This is a genomic window from Hydrogenophaga sp. PBL-H3 (genome assembly GCF_010104355.1).
Classification (GTDB): Bacteria; Pseudomonadota; Gammaproteobacteria; order Burkholderiales; family Burkholderiaceae_C; genus Hydrogenophaga.
On the sequence record NZ_CP044972.1, the window covers coordinates 2,059,278 to 2,075,004 of the forward strand.

Genomic DNA, 15,727 nt, shown 5'->3' on the forward strand with positions numbered 1-15,727 from the left:
TGCCCGTTGAACCAGTCAACGACAGTCAAGCCAACATTTAAGGAGCTTGAAAATGCGCCTCACGACCAAGGGCCGCTTTGCGGTCACAGCCATGATTGATCTGGCCCTGCGCCAGAACAACGGACCTGTCACGCTTGCGGCCATCAGCCAGCGGCAGCAGATCTCGTTGTCCTACCTTGAGCAATTGTTCGGCAAGCTGCGCCGCCACGAACTGGTCGAATCGACCCGTGGGCCGGGCGGTGGCTATACCCTGGGCCGCAAGGCATCCGAGATCACCGTGGCCGACATCATCGTGTCGGTGGACGAGCCGATCGATGCCACGCAATGCGGTGGCAAGGAGAACTGTCTGGGCGAAGGTCACCGCTGCATGACCCACGAACTCTGGGCGGCGCTGAACACCAAGATGGTGGACTTCCTCGACTCCGTTTCCCTGCAATCGCTGGTGGACGAGCAACTCGCCAAGGGCGTGGTGGTGGAAAACGCCCCGATGATCAAGCGAGCCATTTCCAGCGCGCCTGTGGTCAAGCCCATTCGCGTGAACGCGCCCAACTCGGTGTTCGCGCTGGGTGGAGCCGCGTTTTCCAAGTGAACCTGACAGCCCCGGAGCAACGCTCCGGGCAGGTTTAAGGCCTTCGTCAGCCAGTTCCAGCAACATTTCCTCCGCTTCAACAGACCCGCACAGAGACAGCCCGCCATGAGCACTCCTCACTTCCCCATCTACATGGACTACAGCGCCACCAACCCCTGCGATCCGCGGGTGGTGGACGCCATGATTCCCTGGTTGCGTGAGCATTTCGGCAACCCAGCATCGCGCAGCCACGCCTGGGGCTGGGAGGCCGAGAAGGCCGTGGAAACCGCTCGCGAGCAGGTGGCGGCCCTGATCAACGCCGACCCGCGTGAGATCGTCTGGACCAGCGGCGCGACCGAGTCGAACAACCTCGCCCTCAAGGGCGCGGCGCATTTCTACAAGACCAGGGGCAAGCACCTCATCACGGTGAAGACCGAGCACAAAGCCGTGCTCGACACCTGCCGCGAGCTTGAGCGCCAGGGCTTTGAAGTGACTTACCTGGACGTGCAAGCCGACGGCCTGCTCGATCTGGATGTCTTCAGGGCCGCGATCCGCCCGGACACCATCATTGCCTCGGTCATGTTCGTGAACAACGAAATCGGCGTGATCCAGGACATTGCGGCCATCGGCGCCATCTGCCGTGAGAAGGGCGTGATCTTCCATGTGGACGCCGCGCAGGCCACCGGCCGCGTCGACATCGACCTGCAAACCCTGCCGGTCGACCTGATGAGCCTGACTTCACACAAGACCTACGGCCCCAAGGGCATCGGCGCGCTGTACGTGCGCCGCAAGCCGCGCATCCGCATCGAAGCGCAGATGCACGGTGGCGGCCATGAGCGTGGCATGCGCTCGGGCACCCTGCCCACCCACCAGTGTGTGGGCATGGGCGAGGCGTACCGCATTGCCAAGGCCGAGATGCATGAGGAAAACCTGCGTATCAAGGCCCTGCACGACCGCATGGTCGCCGGCCTCAAGGATGTGGAAGAGGTCTTCATCAATGGCCACGAGACGCAGCGCGTGCCACACAACCTCAACATGAGCTTTAACTACGTTGAGGGCGAGTCGTTGATCATGGGCATCAAGGGCCTGGCGGTGTCGTCGGGTTCGGCCTGCACCTCGGCCAGCCTGGAACCCAGCTATGTGCTGCGCGCCCTGGGCCGCAGCGACGAGCTGGCTCACAGCAGCTTGCGAATGACCATTGGTCGCTGGACGACCGAGGACGAGATCGACTACGCCATTGCGACGATCAAGGAGAACGTTGCAAAGCTTCGCGAACTCTCACCCCTGTGGGAAATGTTCAAAGACGGAATTGACCTGTCCACCATCCAGTGGGCAGCACACTGAAGGAGAAAGATCATGGCTTACTCGGAAAAAGTGGTTGACCACTATGAAAACCCCCGCAACGTGGGCTCGTTCGAAAAGGGCGACGACAGCGTTGGTACCGGCATGGTGGGCGCGCCTGCTTGCGGCGACGTGATGAAGCTGCAGATCAAGGTGAACCCCACCACGGGCGTGATCGAAGACGCACGCTTCAAGACTTACGGCTGTGGTTCGGCCATTGCCTCCTCGTCGCTGGTGACCGAATGGGTCAAGGGCAAGACGCTGGACGAAGCGGCTGCGCTGAAGAACAGCCAGATCGCCGAAGAGCTGGCCTTGCCGCCCGTGAAGATCCACTGCTCGATCCTGGCCGAAGACGCGATCAAGGCAGCGGTGGACGACTACCGCAAGAAGCACAGCCACTGAGCTGCAGGCGCCATGTCCATTTCCATTTCTGAAGCCGCTGCGCGGCACGTGACCCGCTACATTGCCAAACGCGGCAAGGGTGTGGGCGTGCGCCTGGGCGTGAAGACCACCGGTTGCTCGGGTCTGGCCTACAAGCTGGAGTACGCCGACGACATCGCTCCCGAGGACGTGGTGTTCGAGGACAACGGCGTGAAGGTGCTGGTCGACCCCAAGAGCCTGGCCTACATCGACGGTACCCAGCTCGACTTTGTGCGCGAAGGCCTCAACGAAGGTTTTCGCTTCAACAACCCGAACGAGCGCGACCGTTGCGGTTGCGGCGAGAGCTTCCGGGTTTGATGCGTTAGAGATTTCCATTCAAGCCGCCCGCGTGTCAGAGCGCCGGCGGCTTTTGCTTTATGAACTTGAACCTGCAATCGAACGATTTCGAGATTTTTGGCATCGAGCCCCGATTTGAGGTGGACCGCCTTGCGCTGGACGCACGCTGGAAAGACCTGCAGCGCGAAGCCCACCCCGACCGCTTTGCCACCGCCGACGCACAAGCTCAGCGCCAGGCCATGCAGTGGTCGGTGCGCATCAACGAGGCCTACCAGCGTTTGAAGGACCCGCTCAAACGCGCGGCGTATCTGTGCGAGCTGCATGGTGCGCCGATCCAGGCCGAAAACAACACCGCCATGCCTGCTGCGTTCCTGATGCAGCAGATGCAATGGCGCGAAGACCTCGACGAGGCCAGCGGGCTGGCGGATCTGGAGCGCATGGCCGATGACGTGGCTGCTGCGCGCCGTGGCATGTTGCAAGGCTTGCAGACCACGGCCGACGAGTTGCGCGACTGGCCCGGGTTGGCGCGGCAGGTCAGAGCCCTTATGTTCGTTGAGCGCTTTGCGCGCGATGTGGAAAGCCGCATCGAACTGCTGGGACAATAGGTGGCTGTTTCCCTTGAACCGATCGTGACCCATGGCGCTTCTGCAGATCTCTGAACCTGGCCAATCTCTCGACCCGCATCAACGCCGCGTGGCGGTGGGCATCGACCTGGGCACCACACATTCGCTGGTGGCCGCCGTTCGCCACGGCATCGCCGAATGCCTGCCTGCCACCGATGGCCGGGTGATCCTGCCCAGCGTCGTGCGCTACCTCGATCCCGTGCAAGGTGGCTCGGGTCGCCAGATCGGTTTTGATGCGCTCGCCGCGCAGGTGCAGGACCCCGCCAACACGGTGAGCTCGGTCAAGCGCCTCATGGGACGCAGCCGCGCGCAGGTGGTTGACGTGGACAAACTGGCCTACACCGTGGTGGAGCAGGACGGCATGGCCGTGGTGGACACCGTGGCCGGTCGCAAGACGCCGATGGAAGTCAGCGCGGAGATCCTGGCCACGCTGCGTTTTCGCGCCGAGGACAGTTTTGACGACGAACTCTATGGCGCGGTGATCACCGTGCCTGCGTACTTCGACGACGCCCAGCGCCAGGCCACCAAGGACGCGGCGCAACTCGCCGGCATCAACGTGCTGCGCCTGATCAACGAACCCACGGCCGCGGCAATAGCCTACGGGCTGGACAACGGCTCCGAGGGTGTCTACGCCATCTACGACCTGGGCGGCGGCACGTTTGACATCTCCATCCTGCGGCTCACGCGCGGCGTTTTCGAGGTGATGGCCACCGGAGGCGATTCGGCCCTGGGTGGAGACGATTACGACCAGGCGCTGGCCGCCTGGGTGCTCGCGCAGCAGGGCGTGGGCGCTGCGCTCAACCCGTCGGAGCGCGCCGCGGTGCATGCCGAGGCACGCCGCGTGAAAGAAGCCTTGACCTCATCGGCGAGTGAAATCTTCCGCGCCAGCGTGGTCGGCCAGACCATCGAGCAGCCGGTGAGCGCAGCCGATTTCGAGACCTGCACCGCCCCGTTGACCACCCGGACCATGACCGCCGTGCGCAAGGTGCTGCGAGATGCCGGCATCGCGAAAGACGAGGTGAAGGGGGTGGTGATGGTCGGTGGTTCGACCCGCATGCCCGTGGTGCGCCGCACCGTGGGTGAATTCTTTGCTCAGGAGCCTCTGACCAACCTCAACCCCGACGAAGTCGTGGCGCTGGGTGCGTCCATCCAGGCCAATGCCCTGGCTGGCAACAGCAAGGACGGAGACCTGCTGCTGCTCGACGTGATTCCGCTGTCGCTGGGCATCGAGACCATGGGCGGTCTGGTTGAACGCATCGTGCCGCGCAACAGTTCGATTCCCACGGCGCTCGCGCAGGACTTCACCACGTACCAGGATGGCCAGACCGCACTGGCGTTGCACGTGGTGCAGGGTGAGCGCGATCTGGTGGCCGACTGCCGCAGCCTGGCTCGCTTCGAGCTGCGTGGCATTCCGCCCATGGTGGCCGGCGCGGCGCGCATTCGGGTGACCTTCACCGTGGATGCCGATGGCCTGCTGTCGGTCAGCGCCAAAGAACAGGGCAGCGGCGTGGAGGCGCGCGTGGACGTGAAGCCCGCTTACGGCCTGAGCGACGAGCAGATTGCCGCCATGCTGCAAGACAGCTTTGCCACCGCCCAGCAAGACATGCAGGCGCGCGCGCTGGTCGAAGCCCGCGTGGACGCCGACCGCATGATCGCGGCCACCCGCACCGCGCTGGCGGCCGATGCGGATTTGCTGACCACCGATGAGCGTCAGGGCATCGATGCGCTGATCGAGGCGCTGCGCCAGTCCATCGGCAGCACCGAGGCCGCCACCATCGAAGCCGCCACCACGGCCCTGGCCAAGGGCACCGAGGCATTTGCCGCATTGCGCATGAACCGCGGCATCCAGCAGGCCCTGGCCGGCAAGAAACTCGAAGAAGTCTGAACCCCATGCCCATCATCAAAATCCTGCCCCACCCCGAATACTGCCCCCAGGGCGCCAGCATCACTGCGCCTGCCGGCACCTCGATCTGCGAGGCCCTGCTGGACAACAAGATCAACATCGAGCACGCCTGCGACATGAGCGCTGCCTGCACCACCTGTCATGTGATCGTGCGCGAGGGTTTCAACAGCCTGAACGAACTCGACGAGACCGAGGAAGACCTGCTTGATCGCGCCTGGGGCCTGGAGCCAAACTCGCGCCTGTCTTGCCAGGCCATCCTGGCGCAGAACGACGTGACGGTGGAAATTCCCAAGTACTCGATCAACCACGCCAAGGAAAATCATTGATGCCCACGCTCCGCCGTGGGGCGGCCCGGCGGCGGATCGTTTTTTTCCGGAGACTTGAACATGCGCCAGATCGTCCTTGACACCGAGACCACCGGCCTGTCCGCCGACAACGGCGACCGCATCATCGAGATCGGCTGTGTGGAGCTGCTCAACCGCAAGCTCACCGGCAACAACCTGCACTTCTACGTGAACCCTGAGCGCGACAGCCACGAGGACGCGCTCAAGGTGCACGGCATCAGCAACGAGTTCCTGCGCGACAAGCCCAAGTTCGCCGCCATCGCTGACGAGTTGCTCGACTACCTGCGCGACGCGGAATTGATCATCCACAATGCGCCGTTCGACATCAGCTTCCTCAACAAGGAGCTGGATCGTCTGGGCCGCCCACCGATCAAGACCGTCATTGGTCAGGTCACCGACAGCCTGGTGATGGCCAAGGAGATGTTCCCAGGCAAACGCAATGGCCTGGACGCCCTGTGTGATCGCCTGGGCGTGGACAACTCGGGCCGAACGCTGCACGGCGCCTTGCTCGACGCTGAGCTGTTGGCCGACGTCTACATCAACATGACGCGTGGCCAGGATGCACTGCTCATGGACCTGGGTGACGCGCCCGACGAAAACGGTCTGACAGAAACGCTGGATCTGAGCAGCTTCGATCTGCCTGTGCTGCAAGCCAATGAACAGGAAACGCAGGCGCACGACGGTGTGTTGGCCGACCTCGACAAAGCCAGCAAAGGAAAAACCGTGTGGCGTTCGTTGGCCGTTGCCTGAAACCGCTGAAAACCTGGCTATAATCTGAGGCTTCCGATCGATCGATGCCTTGTTGCATGATTGAACGATCGGGCGGTTAGCTCAGTGGTAGAGCACTGCCTTCACACGGCAGGGGTCGCAGGTTCGAACCCTGCACCGCCCACCAAAACATCAACCCCCGCTGGCCCTGGCCATCGGGGGTTTTCGTTTCGTGGCCGTGCTCAAGCCATCGGCATCCATGTCTTCATTTCAGTGGTGACTGTTGCTGCTCGAACTCGAGGAACTGCCCTCGATGTTGACCTTGGGCAAGGGTGGCAGGCCGTGATCTTCTTCATCGCTGCTGTACGCGGGTATGTCGACGGGGTCGAAGGGGTTGTCCGGGGTCGGGTCGGCATGGACCGGCAGTGTGAGATCCGGTGCCAGACCCAGGCACTTGCGGGTTTCCTTGATGGCCCGAGTTGCAATGCCTGCGATGCCGTGGATGCCGTGTTCCCACAGCGGCAGACCGTACAAGGTCTTGGCCGTCCAGCCGACGATGGCGGTACAGGCAATCGTGCTGGCATTGAACGAGGCCACCGCCATCTGGTCGGAGGTCAGGCCCAGGGCGTTGAGAGGCGCGGTGACGAGGGTGTCGTTCGGATGGTGGGCGGTCATTTCCCGACCTTCCTGCAGTTGTTGTGCGTAGCTCGTCAGCGACATGCCCAGCAAGATGGCCTGGGTGGCCGTTGCGCCCAGTACGGTCATGTAGCCCAGGACGCGGGAGACGCTGCGGATGCGCATGGGCGCGCCGGTCAACCAGGGCTCCGCTGCGGAACTCTCTCCCACCATTGAAGACATGATCATTTTGGCCGCCACGTTGGCCCGGGCACCGCGCGTGGTCAGGGTATTGAGCTGCTTCTTGGCCAGTCTTGATGCGGCCATGATTTTTCCGAGTGATTCACGCAACTGGCCTTTGGCCGCCATCAGCGTTGCTTCCAGGCCATGGATGTCGTTCCAGTGCACGTCGCTTGCATCGTGGCTCTTTCGGTAGTCGTCGACCCGACCGAGCATGTCCTCGATCTTCTTGATCAACGAAAGCGCGTCCCAATAGCGCTTGCTCCACATGTCCAGCGTGACCCGCGCGGCTTCCTTCTGAGCGCCCAGCACGGCCGGGTGCCCGCCATCGGACAGGTCCACGCCCTGGAACTTGGCTCGCCACACGTTTTGCCATTCGAACATGGACACCATGGCGATGGAGCCCATCACGGTATGGGCGACCATGTCGGGCACTCGCGTCACGGCGCTGCCCATGAAGAGCTTCCAGAACAGGTTGGCAAAGCCAGACATGCCGTTGAGCACGGTGAAGGTGTGCACCGGCACCTCGTCGGTGATGAAGGATCGCGTGCGGGCAGCGCCCACCACCGCTTGGGAGGGGTCGGCGTGTCCGGGCTTGACCGTGCCGTCGGGGTTGCGATCGGGCACGCTGGCATTGGAGCGCAGTCGTCTGGGGATGCGCGAGCTGCCGTCGGGCTTTCTGGCCTGTTCCCGCTTGATCAAGCCGTCAACGATTCCGTTCATGATCTTGCGGTACTTCTCCTCGTCGGCCTTGTTGTCCTCCAGCCAGGCGCGGATGTACAGCGCGTGCGCGGTCTGGTAGTTGATGTAAGCGGCCTGGTCGGGCGAGCCGTAGCTCACACCGGCGCTGCGCAGGGCGCCGCCGTAGGGCTCACCAAAGATCACCTGCGTGAACGGCACCCCCAGCATGGTGAACAGGGGGGCATACAGCGCTGCGGCGGGCAGGCCGCAAGCGACCATCGCCGCACCAAAGGAGTTGCCCACCACCTTGCCCAGCCCGAAGGTCAGCCAGTACATCACCAGTGCCGAGTACAGGCTGGTGCGCCAGCGCCGACCGGCCAGCGCGTTCACTTTGGCCAGCGTGTCCTGGGTGGCCAGGGCCCTGGCGCCTTCCAGGGACGGGACCTCGCTGAGCAACTGCACCTTGTTGTCGTCGCTTAGCTCGGACAGGGCACGCATCTGCACCATCAGCTTGGTGACCCAGGTGGCGCCCTCATTGACCATGCCCTGTGTATCGCGGGGCGTGGGCACCAGCGTGATGTCCAGGCGTGGCGTGGCGGGCCTGGGGCTGTTGGGCGGGTTGTTGCCCAGTGGCCTGGACAGGCTGAGCCGGTCGCGGTGACTCAACTGCGCAAGGCCTTGACCCACGGGGGTCAACGGCAAAGGCGGCATTTCCAGGTCGTCCGGCAAGGTGCCAAAAATCCGGATGAAGGCCCGCAGATCCGGGTCCATGTTCGCCGGATTGCCGGCCTCGTGGCCTGAACTGTGCTCATCGCTGGATGTCGATTTTTCCATAATGAGTTCCTCAGCCGTGGGCTGCTTTGTCGAGCAGCGCATCCCGATCCAGCCACTCCGGGTTCAGCAGGCCCTTGAGCAAGCCGTTTCGCCAGCTCAGCACCAGGTCGGCGAAACCCTGAATGGCCTTGGCCAGCTGGTTGCCCTGGGTGTTGTCGTCGGTGGGCATGCCCACGCTGAACAGCACGCGGTCGTGGCTGGCGTCGTAGCAAAAGAGACCATTGAGGTCGCCCATCCACAGCATCTGCTGGGCCAGCAGCGCCTCGTACACGGCAAGGCGTTCTTTGGGCTCGGGCGCGCCCACCTCGAAGATGACTTGAACGACGGCGGGGAAGGAGGTCTTCATCATCAGCTCCACGTCCACGCCGTAGATGCTGATGGGTTGACCCAGTCCCAGGGCGGTTGTGTCTTTGAGGGCCAGCGCCTTGCTGGCGTCGGCGCAGAGTTGGGCGAAGATTTTGGGGTTCATGGTGATGCTTTTGAACGAGGCGACTGCGCGCGGTGTTGAATTGCCGCGTCGCCTGATGGGATGGATTGCATGGACGACCCCACCGGTGCACCAGTGAGGTCGGTTTGCTCACAGCTTGGGCGCGCGGTTCAGGTAGGGCTGGAAGTTGTGCGTCTTTTCCCAGGGCACCTCTTTGGGCAGCAGCACCTTGGTGGCGATCGTGCGCAAGTCTTCCAGCGATACCAGGCGGGCCTGGTGCTCTTTGGTGGGCGCTGGTTGTTTGGGGTCCAGGTCGTGCGCGCGCTGGGCCAGACCGTAGGCCACGGCGTCCTTGATGGCTTCGCGCACGGCCCACTGCACTTCCGCTGGACGACCGTTGTCCTGCCGAATGTCGATGGCCAGTCCGGCATAGTCCACGCAGTACTTCTCGTACAGCCGAACCTTCCGTCGCGCGCCCACAATCAGCCGTTCGTAGTTGCCTTTTTTGATGGCGTTGGCGGTGTCGAGCTTGAGCAGTTTGAACACCGCGTCATACGCCAGTTCCGTGCCTTGCCAGATGGCCACGCTGTTGGGGCTCAAGGAGTCCGAGCCGAACAGGAAACGGGTGGGAAAACGTTCCAGCAAAGTCACCAGTTGGTTGATCTTGGCGGGATCGGCGAGCTTCTCGTCCTTGTCCATGGTCAGCTGTCTGGCCACGGTGTCCCACGAAAGATCAAAGAAAACGTGGTTCATGTTGGGGTCTGAAAGCACCTTCTCCAGGAGGTCGAGGTGGCCGTCGCGGATGCGCGAGTATTTGCCCAGCCCCCCCGCATGCGCCCAGATGATGGTGGTGTTCTTGCATTCAGTGCTGCGCATGAAGCTGCAGATGTTCTCGAAGTGCGCGGGACCGTTGAACTTCCTGTCCCAGGGCATCACGTCCACATCGCAATGCAGCACCACCGGCATGCCGATCACACCGCAGGTGTTCATCAGTTTGATCAGCGCACAGGCGCGCGACTGCAGGTCGGCCTGCAAGGAGATGCCGACCTTTTCCTGCACCCATTCCTTGTAGACGGTGATTTCACCCACCCCGGTGAACACGCCCTTGTTGCGACGCACCTTGTCCAGCAGCAGCTCGCTGGAGCGCATGTCGCCCAACGGAAGACCGGTCACCATCGGATCGAATCTGGGCTTGTCGTGGTCTTTCAGCGCGCGGAAAGCCTCGGCTGTCTGGTCGTCCACCATGGTGTTGTAGTAGAGCGGGCCATCTTTCTTGATCAGCTCGCCGTACACCTTTTCATCGACCTGAAAACTCTGGCGAATCTTCATGTCGGAGATGTAGTAATTGGGCACATCGTGGATGTCGAGCGAGGTCGAGCCCGTCGCCGGGTTGAATTCGTTCCACAGTGCTTCGCTCCAGGTTCCACCGTTCCAGAGCTTTTCAACCGAGGCCATCTGCTTGGGCGTCAGTGGCTTTGGGTGGTGATCTGCCGCCTCGCAGCTGCCGCATTGCACCAGCAGGTTGGTGGGGATGGGCGAGAGCACGGTGTATTCCATGTGCATGCAGTCCATGGCATCCAGCAGCTCTTGTGGGTTGGATCCTTGCTGGGCGTAGTTCTTGTGGTGAAAGTGCACGTCCGCCTTGGAATACTTGCGCTCCAGTTTCTGGGCGCGCGGCATCTCGATCTTGTCGTGACTCGGCGTGATGTTTGTTTCCATGACCCGCTCCTCACTTCTTGACCGCTGCGGCTGGAAACTTCTGGTGCAGCTCCTGGGCTTGCTGGGCGGCGAAGAGGCAAGTGTTGAGCAGCTGGTCTGCGGTGGCGCCGGCCAGTTCGATGGGTTCCGCATAGAACAGGTGCCCGTTCTTGGGCGAGATGCCGAAGCCCACGCCAGAACCGCTGAAGTTGCTGAAATTGCGCACCAGCAGCTCGTGGTACAGCGCGGGCGGCGTGGTCGGGCTCGTGGGGCCGCAGTCGGCGAACAGGAAGCAATGGTCACCGGTGAGCACGTCGTCGTAGTTCAGCGAGCAGGTGATGCCGTTGGCGTCAAAGGCCTGGCCTGCGATCACCTGGGCCGGCTCGGGCAGTTTGACCAGGGCACAGAAGTCCTTGGTCAGTTTTTCGAATTGTTCGCGCATGCGGTTCTCCATGGAGGTTGGGTGTGTGCGGTGGGCGTATTCCCATCACGGTCCATGGGTGGCGTGTCTGCGCTGTTGGTCTTGATTGCGCGAGTCACTGGGCTGGCAGCCCCAGCGCGAAGGGCCGGGCCATCCGGTCTGGACGGGATTCCGCAGCGCGCGGGCCTCGGCCAGACTGCCCACATGCACTTACCCGATGTCCGAGAAGCGTCCGATGAAGTCCCTGTGAACAAGGCGGCGAAGCCCGGTGGGTCAGGCGGCGCGAGGCCTCCCTTGTCAGAACAGGACTGGCGGGCCTTGGTGACACGTTACGCCGGGGCCTTGCGTTACACGCTGCGTCGGCGCGTGGCGCTGGCCAGCGACGTGGACGATCTGGTGCAGCAGGCGCTGCTGCAGGCGGTGGTGGGCTGGCCCACGTTTCGCGGCGAGGCCGAGGTCTCGACGTGGGTGTTCGGCATTGCCCATAACCTGGCTCGCAACCACGTGACACGCGGGTCTGGCCTGGTGCAGTTCGGCCTGGGCGATGCGGTGGACATGGCCTTGTGCAGCGCACCCGACCCCTGCGAGCGCCTGGCGCAGCGCGAGATGGTCCAACGCCTTCAAGTCGGTCTCAGCAGACTGCCCGCGAAACAGTCCGAGGCGCTGTGGCTCGTCGGGGTGGATGGCCTGTCGTACGACGAGGCCGCGAGCACCTTGCGAGTGAGCGTGGCCGCGGTCAAGCACCGGGTGGCGCGCGCTCGTGCCGCGCTTCGCACCCGGCAGGTTTGATCGAGTGCGCCGATCCGCTGTCTAGGATTTTGTCGGACCTGACCCGGCAACCAGAGCGGCTGCGCGCAGCTTGTCCTTTTTGCTCGGGCGCTTGCCCTTCACGCCACCGCCGGCCTCGCTCACGGGCGCCACCTCGGTGGGCTCCAGCCCGGGTACCACTTCCAGCGGCAGGCTCAGGCCCTGGCGCTTTTCGATCAGGCGCCAATGGGCCTCGGTGGCCGGCGTCACGAAACTCACGGCCAGGCCGCTGGCGCCCGCACGACCGGTGCGGCCGATGCGGTGCACGTAGTCCACGGCCGAGCGGGGCAGATCGTAGTTCACCACCACTGGCAACTGGCTGATGTCGATGCCGCGCGCGGCCAGGTCGGTGGTCACCACCACGTCCCAGCGCTTTTCCTTGAATTCGTCGAGCGCCTGCTTGCGCGCGCCCTGGCTCAGGCCGCCATGGAACGAGGTGGCGTACAGGTCGCCCTGGTGGAGCTTGGAGGCCACGCGCTCGGCCGAGTACTGCGTGGCCACGAACACCAGCACCCGCTGCCAGCCCTGTGTCTTGATGAGCTGGCGCAATAACTGCGTGCGGCGGGTGCTGTCGACCAGGTAGGCCTGCTGCAGCACCACCGCTTCCTCGACCTCAACGCTGGGCACATCAACGCGCTGCGGCTCGCGCAGCAAGGTGTTCGCCAATGCTTGCACGGCGGGCGGGAAGGTGGCCGAGAAAAAGAGGTTCTGGCGCACGGCCGGCAGCAGCGCCAGCACGCGGGCCAGTTCTTCGGCAAAGCCCAGATCGAGCAGGCGGTCGGCTTCATCGAGCACCAGCAGTTCCACGCTGGCAAGCCTCAAGGCGTTGTGCTCGACCAGATCGAGCAGACGCCCCGGTGTGGCCACCACCACGTCGGCGCCGCCGCGCAGGGCCAGCATCTGCGGGTTGATGGAAACGCCGCCGAACACCACGGCGGTTTTCGTCTTTGTGGGCAGATGCTGCGCCAGGCTGCGCATGACCTCGCCCACCTGAGCCGCCAGTTCGCGCGTGGGCACCAGCACCAGTGCGCGCACGCGCCGAGGCGTGTGGCCGGGGCCGGCCATCAGGCGCTGCAGCATCGGCAGCACGTAGGCGGCGGTTTTGCCTGAGCCGGTCTGCGCCGTGGCGAGCACGTCTGCACCGCTGAGCACGGCGGGCACAGCCGCCTCCTGAATGGGCGTGGGGGTGGTGAAGCCGAGTTCGGCCGCGGCTTGAGCGAGGGTGGGCGCTAGGCCCAGGGCGTGGAATGGCATGGCGTTGGAATGTTTCGGGCCAGTGTACCGGTCGCGCATGCCCAAGCGGGTGGAGCGCGCTACGATCCAGCCCCATGAAAAACAAGCTCTCCACTGGCGGCCTGGTGTATTCCACCGAAGCCGGCCGCATGTGCCCGGTCTGCCGCCAGCCAGTGGCGCAATGTGTGTGCAAGCAGGCCACGGCCGTGCCGGCGGGCGACGGCGTGGTGCGCGTGTCGCGTGAAACCAAAGGGCGCGGTGGCAAGGCCGTGACCCTGGTGAAGGGTGTGGCCTTGGATTCGCAAGTACTGGCCGCATTGGGCAAGCAGCTCAAGGCGGCATGTGGATCGGGCGGCACCGTGAAAGACGGCGTGATCGAGATCCAGGGCGATCACATGGAGAAGGTGATGACCTCGCTCAAGGCGCAGGGCCACACCGTCAAACGCGCGGGCGGCTGAGCGACCGCGCCCGGTTCAGAATGGTTTGCGTCCGCTGATCAGGCGCAACAGGATCATGACAACGGCGATCACCAGCAGCACATGGACGAAGCCGCCCATGGTGGTGGATGTGACCAGGCCAAGCAGCCAGAGAACAAGCAGGACGACGGCGATGGTGTAGAGCATGGTGTTTCCTTACTTCAAGTGGGCGATCTGTGATGTGGCCGTGTGTTTTCGGAACTGGGTCCACCAGACAACTGTGCTGATCACCACCAAGGTGGCCAGTGTGAGCAGCGGCCGGCGTCGCAGCAGGCCCAGGCTCGTGTTCAGTGCCAACACGCTCGTGACAGGCGAGTGCGCCTGGCGCGGCTTCATCCACCATCGGGTGACCGCGCCCAGCGCCAGACTGGCCAGCGGATGACCGCCGAGGCGACGGATCCACGGCAGTCCTGCGAACTGGCCAAGGCTGCTGTCGGCGAAGGCGTTGCGTCGAGTCAGGTCTTGGTCGAGCCATTGCCCTGCCTGAGCTCGGCTGCGCGCGAGGCGTTGCACAGCCGTTTCAGATGGGTTCATGGCGCGGTCGACCTGCGCAACAACGCAGCGTCCTGCGCAAACTGCTCGCGCAGCGTGGCAAACGACGGGGGCGCTTTGTGGTTGGCGGCCAGCCCAAGGGCCATCATCCCCAGTGAGGCAGGTACCAGCGGTATGAACCACAACAGCCAGGGCTGCTGCAGCGAAGCCAGAGGCAGCGATGCCCACAGCAACACCGCCACGCCACCCAGAATGCTGGAGACCATGATGCTCAAAAGCCCGACGACCTGCAGCGTGAGGAGGCGTTTGAGGTGCACGCCAGTGCTGGAGACCTCCTCGACCAGCAAACCGGCATAACCCGCCGCATGCTCAGCCAGCATTTGCGGTTGTGATGCCGCGAGGCGGAACACAGGGTGAAGCATGGCCGTGGCGACCGCGATCAGCGGCCGGTGTGGCCGTTGCGGCTGAACAGCGCCACCAGCGCCATCAGGCCAGCACCCACGGCGGCGGCCATGAGCACCGACTTCATGGGTTCGTGCTGGATGTAGGTGGACGCCGCGTCACGGGCGACCATCGATTTGTCGCGCAACTGGCCCGACGCGTCGCGCACCTTGTCCAGTCCGCGGTGCAGCAGGGCATCGGATTCGGAAGCCAGCTGGCGCAAGGCATTGCCGGTTTCCGAACGCGCGTGTTCCAGCCCGTTGGACATGTCGTGCAGACCTTGACCAATGCCGTTGCGTGCCGTGCTGGCGGCGCGTTCAGCGGTTTGTGCGAGGTTGGAGAATTCGTTCCCGACGGTTTTGTCAGTCGTGATCATGGTCGTCCTTCGTGAAGTGGGAGAAACGAACCGAAAGCCGGCCGAAGCCGGCCTCGGTCACTTGCCGACCTGGTTGCCGATCAGGCCACCGATGGCGGCACCGCCCAGCGTGCCGATGGTGCTGCCACCGGTCAGAACTGCACCACCCACGGCACCAGCACCTGCGCCGATGGCGGTGTTCTGGTCCTGGCGGGTCATGCCGCTGCAGGCGGTCAGGCCCACCAGCAGGGCAATGGAAGCGGCAACGGTGATCGAGCGGGTTTGAATCGATTTCATGATGAAGTCCTTGAAGAGATGAGTGGGTGAGAGGCAAGCCGGCGGCTTACTTCAGGCGCATGTCGTTCTTGACCGACTTCACACCAGACACGCCTTGTGTCACGGCCACAGCGCGCTGGATGTCGGCTTGCGAGTTCACGAACCCGCTGAGCTGCACTGCACCCTTGAAGGTCTCGACGTTGATTTCGGCGGACTTGAGTGTGGCGTCGTTGAAGATCGCGGCCTTCACCTTGCCGGTGATGGCGGTGTCGTCGATGTACTGGCCGGCGCTTTCCTGCTTGGGGCTGGAGGTGCAGCCGGCCAGGGTCATGACCGAAGCAGCCACGGCGAGCATGACGATGGGGAAGAGTGAGCGTGTTTTCATGAGGTTTTCCTTGGCTTGGTTGGTGGGCGTGGCCCAACATCTTTGCAAGGTCACCGCATGGTCCGGGGAGTGATCCCCGAAGCCAATGCCCAGACTCTAAAAGGACGATTGCGCACCGTCTGTGCGCTGTCGCACCCTCGTT

The 15,727-nt window shown here is 63.6% G+C and carries 21 protein-coding genes and 1 tRNA gene; 11 read left to right on the forward strand and 11 right to left on the reverse strand.

Going from position 1 to position 15,727, the window contains the following annotated elements; translation table 11 throughout:
- The first annotated feature begins 52 nt into the window (after positions 1-52).
- The 9 genes from iscR to F9Z44_RS09605 all read left to right on the forward strand — a co-directional run bounded on the left by iscR (position 53) and on the right by F9Z44_RS09605 (position 6,391).
- On the forward strand, positions 53-589 hold the full coding sequence (gene iscR / locus F9Z44_RS09565) for a Fe-S cluster assembly transcriptional regulator IscR (RefSeq protein WP_159605584.1): 537 nt from the start codon (positions 53-55) through the stop codon (positions 587-589).
- Positions 590-694: 105 nt separating this feature from the next.
- Positions 695-1,912: an IscS subfamily cysteine desulfurase gene (locus F9Z44_RS09570; RefSeq protein WP_159605586.1), complete on the forward strand. Its 1,218-nt coding sequence runs from the start codon at positions 695-697 to the stop codon at positions 1,910-1,912.
- A gap of 12 nt (positions 1,913-1,924) precedes the next feature.
- Positions 1,925-2,311, forward strand: a complete 387-nt coding sequence (gene iscU, locus F9Z44_RS09575) for a Fe-S cluster assembly scaffold IscU (protein WP_069046695.1) — start codon at positions 1,925-1,927, stop codon at positions 2,309-2,311.
- Positions 2,312-2,323: 12 nt separating this feature from the next.
- Positions 2,324-2,647 carry an iron-sulfur cluster assembly protein IscA gene (gene iscA, locus F9Z44_RS09580; protein WP_159605588.1) on the forward strand — a complete coding sequence of 108 codons (324 nt, stop codon included), beginning with the start codon at positions 2,324-2,326 and terminating at the stop codon, positions 2,645-2,647.
- A 65-nt stretch (positions 2,648-2,712) separates the two neighbouring features.
- Entirely contained in the window at positions 2,713-3,231 is a 519-nt protein-coding gene (gene hscB / locus F9Z44_RS09585; RefSeq protein WP_159608658.1) for a Fe-S protein assembly co-chaperone HscB, read from the forward strand.
- Between the two features lie 31 nt (positions 3,232-3,262).
- Positions 3,263-5,134 (forward strand): Fe-S protein assembly chaperone HscA, encoded by a 1,872-nt coding sequence (hscA, locus tag F9Z44_RS09590; RefSeq protein WP_159605590.1) that lies wholly within the window; start codon positions 3,263-3,265, stop codon positions 5,132-5,134.
- A gap of 5 nt (positions 5,135-5,139) precedes the next feature.
- Positions 5,140-5,478, forward strand: coding sequence for an ISC system 2Fe-2S type ferredoxin (fdx, locus tag F9Z44_RS09595; RefSeq protein WP_159605592.1), 339 nt, complete (start codon positions 5,140-5,142; stop codon positions 5,476-5,478).
- Between the two features lie 60 nt (positions 5,479-5,538).
- Positions 5,539-6,246 carry a DNA polymerase III subunit epsilon gene (gene dnaQ, locus F9Z44_RS09600; RefSeq protein WP_159605594.1) on the forward strand — a complete coding sequence of 236 codons (708 nt, stop codon included), beginning with the start codon at positions 5,539-5,541 and terminating at the stop codon, positions 6,244-6,246.
- A 70-nt stretch (positions 6,247-6,316) separates the two neighbouring features.
- A tRNA-Val gene (locus tag F9Z44_RS09605) sits at positions 6,317-6,391 on the forward strand.
- A gap of 83 nt (positions 6,392-6,474) precedes the next feature.
- Here the strand turns inward: F9Z44_RS09605 and F9Z44_RS09610 are convergent.
- From F9Z44_RS09610 to F9Z44_RS09625, 4 genes are all read right to left on the reverse strand, one after another.
- Complete coding sequence (locus F9Z44_RS09610) at positions 6,475-8,574, reverse strand: hypothetical protein (protein ID WP_159605596.1); 2,100 nt, start codon at positions 8,572-8,574, stop codon at positions 6,475-6,477.
- Positions 8,575-8,584: 10 nt separating this feature from the next.
- Entirely contained in the window at positions 8,585-9,043 is a 459-nt protein-coding gene (locus tag F9Z44_RS09615; protein WP_159605598.1) for a hypothetical protein, read from the reverse strand.
- 108 nt (positions 9,044-9,151) lie between these two features.
- A complete protein-coding gene (locus F9Z44_RS09620) occupies positions 9,152-10,720 on the reverse strand; it encodes a hypothetical protein (RefSeq protein WP_159605600.1) in 1,569 nt (522 codons plus the stop codon).
- A gap of 10 nt (positions 10,721-10,730) precedes the next feature.
- Positions 10,731-11,141, reverse strand: a complete 411-nt coding sequence (locus tag F9Z44_RS09625; protein ID WP_159605602.1) for a CesT family type III secretion system chaperone — start codon at positions 11,139-11,141, stop codon at positions 10,731-10,733.
- Positions 11,142-11,441: 300 nt separating this feature from the next.
- Between F9Z44_RS09625 and F9Z44_RS09630 the strand changes: the two genes are divergently transcribed.
- On the forward strand, positions 11,442-11,909 hold the full coding sequence (locus tag F9Z44_RS09630; protein WP_236574339.1) for an RNA polymerase sigma factor: 468 nt from the start codon (positions 11,442-11,444) through the stop codon (positions 11,907-11,909).
- Positions 11,910-11,930: 21 nt separating this feature from the next.
- Here the strand turns inward: F9Z44_RS09630 and F9Z44_RS09635 are convergent, their stop codons facing one another.
- Complete coding sequence (locus F9Z44_RS09635; protein WP_159605606.1) at positions 11,931-13,181, reverse strand: DEAD/DEAH box helicase; 1,251 nt, start codon at positions 13,179-13,181, stop codon at positions 11,931-11,933.
- A 74-nt stretch (positions 13,182-13,255) separates the two neighbouring features.
- Between F9Z44_RS09635 and F9Z44_RS09640 the strand changes: the two genes are divergently transcribed.
- Positions 13,256-13,618, forward strand: a complete 363-nt coding sequence (locus F9Z44_RS09640) for a translation initiation factor Sui1 (RefSeq protein ID WP_159605608.1) — start codon at positions 13,256-13,258, stop codon at positions 13,616-13,618.
- A gap of 15 nt (positions 13,619-13,633) precedes the next feature.
- On the opposite strand, the gene F9Z44_RS09645 is transcribed toward F9Z44_RS09640, so the two are convergent.
- The 6 genes from F9Z44_RS09645 to F9Z44_RS09670 are packed head-to-tail and all read right to left on the reverse strand — an operon-like array spanning position 13,634 to position 15,585.
- The gene (locus F9Z44_RS09645; protein WP_159605610.1) at positions 13,634-13,783 is read right to left on the reverse strand and encodes a lmo0937 family membrane protein; all 150 of its coding nucleotides are present in this window, start codon (positions 13,781-13,783) and stop codon (positions 13,634-13,636) included.
- A 9-nt stretch (positions 13,784-13,792) separates the two neighbouring features.
- Positions 13,793-14,170, reverse strand: a complete 378-nt coding sequence (locus F9Z44_RS09650) for a hypothetical protein (protein ID WP_159605612.1) — start codon at positions 14,168-14,170, stop codon at positions 13,793-13,795.
- Positions 14,167-14,508, reverse strand: coding sequence for a hypothetical protein (locus F9Z44_RS09655; RefSeq protein WP_159605614.1), 342 nt, complete (start codon positions 14,506-14,508; stop codon positions 14,167-14,169). The genes F9Z44_RS09650 and F9Z44_RS09655 overlap by 4 nt, the downstream gene beginning before the upstream one ends.
- 59 nt (positions 14,509-14,567) lie before the next feature.
- Positions 14,568-14,945 carry a hypothetical protein gene (locus F9Z44_RS09660; RefSeq protein ID WP_159605616.1) on the reverse strand — a complete coding sequence of 126 codons (378 nt, stop codon included), beginning with the start codon at positions 14,943-14,945 and terminating at the stop codon, positions 14,568-14,570.
- A 57-nt stretch (positions 14,946-15,002) separates the two neighbouring features.
- Positions 15,003-15,221: a glycine zipper 2TM domain-containing protein gene (locus F9Z44_RS09665; protein ID WP_159605618.1), complete on the reverse strand. Its 219-nt coding sequence runs from the start codon at positions 15,219-15,221 to the stop codon at positions 15,003-15,005.
- A gap of 46 nt (positions 15,222-15,267) precedes the next feature.
- Positions 15,268-15,585, reverse strand: a complete 318-nt coding sequence (locus tag F9Z44_RS09670; RefSeq protein WP_159605620.1) for a BON domain-containing protein — start codon at positions 15,583-15,585, stop codon at positions 15,268-15,270.
- Positions 15,586-15,727 lie beyond the last annotated feature (142 nt).